4 protein-coding genes are annotated in these 2,879 nt (G+C 51.1%); all 4 read right to left on the bottom strand.

The window, feature by feature from the left end; genetic code table 11:
- The coding region (locus QZP87_RS01465; protein ID WP_291321149.1) for a hypothetical protein at positions 1–314 on the bottom strand (314 nt) is incomplete at its 3' end.
- Between the two features lie 12 nt (positions 315–326).
- The gene (locus tag QZP87_RS01460) at positions 327–872 is read right to left on the bottom strand and encodes a toxin-antitoxin system HicB family antitoxin (RefSeq protein WP_291321148.1); all 546 of its coding nucleotides are present in this window, start codon (positions 870–872) and stop codon (positions 327–329) included.
- Between the two features lie 23 nt (positions 873–895).
- On the bottom strand, positions 896–1,186 hold the full coding sequence (locus tag QZP87_RS01455) for a hypothetical protein (protein WP_291321147.1): 291 nt from the start codon (positions 1,184–1,186) through the stop codon (positions 896–898).
- Positions 1,187–1,295: 109 nt separating this feature from the next.
- Positions 1,296–2,879 (bottom strand): hypothetical protein (locus QZP87_RS01450; protein ID WP_291321146.1); only part of this gene is annotated, 1,584 nt, incomplete at its 5' end.

The raw sequence follows: 2,879 nt of genomic DNA, 5'->3' as shown, positions 1-2,879 counted from the left end.
ATCTCAAAAAAATCATCATTAAATGCTTCTTCGGATTGAACCACCATTACATAACCAACATCCATCTGCAGGGCGTATTCTCTTTTGCGCTCTTTATAAGCTGTAAGCCTGCACTTGATCTCTATTTCAATATTGTCAGCATGTACAGTATAAGCTTTGACATCCAGGCTGGAATCCACCTTCATGGAGCCGGTGAATCTTTCCCGCTGGGATTTGATGCTGGCATAAGACAGATAGATTTCGATCAGTTGGATTGAATCGAGAATTTTTCTGTATTGCTCAGGGGACAACTTTCTTTCTGTATCGGGATTCATGACTATACCTTGCTATGCGGCCCTGATGTAGTCGGAGCCATAGCTTCTTAAAGAATCAATTTTTACACTATCTCCTTGTCTTTTGGAGGAATTTTTGACCTGGAAAGTCAAAGCCTGGATTTCATTTTTCAAAAAATTGAAATGAAAAGCCATGTCGCTGGAGAACTCATTTATTAACTGAATCCTTTCAGCGGCTTGGGATAACAGGTGGTTGACCAGAAGATTCAGGCTTACATTTTCCTGCCTGGCCATTTGGTCCAGTTCTTTGTGCAGGATTTTGGGGATCCTGAGAACAAACTTGCCGCTGTAGCTTTCACTTGAATCAGGCTCAGGTATTTTTATGTTTCTTTGCAGATAATCCGAGAATAATTCCTTCTGGATTTCCCTCAGGTTCCGGCAGGCTTCTTCTACGGTGTCCCCGTCGCCAACAATGGCCTCTTTTCCTATCTCGGGCAATACCGCCATGTAGCCGCCGCCTTCCTCTTCAGGGACAGGGGTCACTTCAATCTTATAGGGCAACTCCATGTAATAATTCAGTTCTTTTTGCAGCGTGGCCATAACCAAGCACCTCCTGTACCTTGTTACTCGAACTGGCCCAGTTCCTCTAAAAAAGAAATTGTTTGGGCCAGTGTTTTTAGATATCTTCCCTTGACCTGCTGTCCTTTCTTGACCGGAATTGTAATATGGCCGTCAGGACCGTAAGCCAAGGGATATTTCGCCAGTTCGGGATGCCTGACGACAATATGAGACCCTCTATATTCGTAGCCATCAGGAAAATAGTGGTTCAGTACAGCTTCAACTTCCTCCACCGGAACATGGGTGGGAGGGTTGTCCCCCCATTTTGACAGCCTTTTTTTCCGTCTTGCCATCATCCCCTACTCACTAAATTAATACTATATATAGTACTGAACAAAAGTCAACCATGTGTACATGGGTGTGTCGCCATAATTCTGGTACTCCCACTCACACTTACACTCACACTCACACTTCCTCCTCATCCTCTTCCTGCATCCCGCCCCCGGCTTTCCTGCCCGCAGCCTTGCCCCTGGCCGTATCCAGCATATCCCCGGCATGTGCCCACACCGATGCGAACCACTCCGGGGAACCCAGCCCCACAAGACTCTCCTGGTCCATAACAGCAACCAGATGTTCATTAAGGGAGCCCGCCTGGTCCAGGTTTTTATTGAAGACCATGACCGCGATCCTGTCCCGGAACAGGTCCAGGTAGAACTTGGCCGCCTCAAGCCCTAAGGACTTGAGTCCTCTGGCTTCAATGAGTACCCACTGGCAGTCGGACTGCCTGGCCGAGACAAGGCCCAGGATAAACTTGATCCCGGGGTCCACCTGGTCCCAGACCTTGGGGTTTATCTCCTTGTCCAGGCTTCCTGGCAGCTGCTTTCTGGCCCGCTCGAACGTTTCCTGGTCCGCAAACCAGACCCGTATATCCGGCCACTTGGCGTCAGGCTCCAATTCCAGAACCCTGCGCAAAGACATTCCGGGGCAGCTCTGCTCCATGGCGGCAAAGCGCATGGAATACAAGGCCCCCTTGAAGGCCCTTTCATCGTCTCCCAGCATGGCCCTGGCCATGGAGGCCATGGTGTAACGGTTGAGTTCCAGAGGGGTAACCAGGGACATGCGCCGGCCCGGTTTTACTTCAGCCCTGCTTTCAGATCCTTCCAGTACGTTCTCCACAGCGTTCGTATCCACCCGCAGCTCATACTCATCCAGAACCGGGTACTGCTCCCGGTCCTGGTCCTCGAAGCTCTGCACAAAGAGAGAGTAGCGCCGCACCTGCGGATAGAACCGGTTGATGGCTGTGATGGTGGAAAAGACTGTCTGCAGGTTGGTCATGGCAAAACGCAGGGCCACGACATAGATCAAGAGCCTCCCCCAGCCCTGGCCTTCCCGGACTATGCCCGTACCCATGACCAGGATGATCAGCCCCAGGATCACGGCCATGAAAATACCGCTGATCAGCCGGCTTTTTTCCACGGCCCGCAGCCGGCCCTCATAGGAATCCAGCTGATTCTTCACCGGACCTTTGGCAAACATGCGCTCCACCAGACCCTGGTTTTTATCCTGGCAGATCTGCTGCTTGCAGTGCTGGAGCATGCCTCTGTATTCCCGCCCCGCCGCCGGAGCAAGTTTTTCAAAGCGCATGGAGTGCTTGGCCGCGTCCTTGCTTACCTTGATTTGATAATAGGCAAATACGCTGGCTAAAACAGCAATGAGCAGGGTTAAATAGGTTTCTAAGTAAATGAGTACGGTGCCGGCTACCACCAGGGTCAGACCGGGAATGATCAGGGACAGAAGCATGCGCAGCACCCGGCCTGCAAACCTGGAATCACCCTTGACCAGTCTGAACAGATAAGAATCGGTTGCTGCGCCGTTTTCAACGTTGGAGAATATATCCGTGTTTTGTCCCAGCAGATAGAAGACCCGCTTACCGCAGAACTCTTCGTACTCTCTGCCCAGGCGCAGGATGCTGCGCCTGGAAAAATAAATGCACAGGGCGGACAAAAGGAGCACTATCACAACTGCCGTACTGCCTAAGCCCAGCAGACT

Origin of the sequence: Desulfonatronospira sp., assembly GCA_003563255.1 — a bacterium.
In the GTDB taxonomy this organism is placed as follows: Bacteria; Desulfobacterota; Desulfovibrionia; order Desulfovibrionales; family Desulfonatronovibrionaceae; genus Desulfonatronospira.
This window is presented reverse-complemented; position numbering and strand designations above follow the sequence as displayed.

What these genes read in the sequence shown, in the direction of transcription:
- QZP87_RS01460 (WP_291321148.1), bottom strand. Translation starts at nt 872, where the DNA reads ATGGCCACGCTGCAAAAAGAACTGAATTATTACATGGAGTTGCCCTAT.
- QZP87_RS01455 (WP_291321147.1), bottom strand. Translation starts at nt 1,186, where the DNA reads ATGATGGCAAGACGGAAAAAAAGGCTGTCAAAATGGGGGGACAACCCT.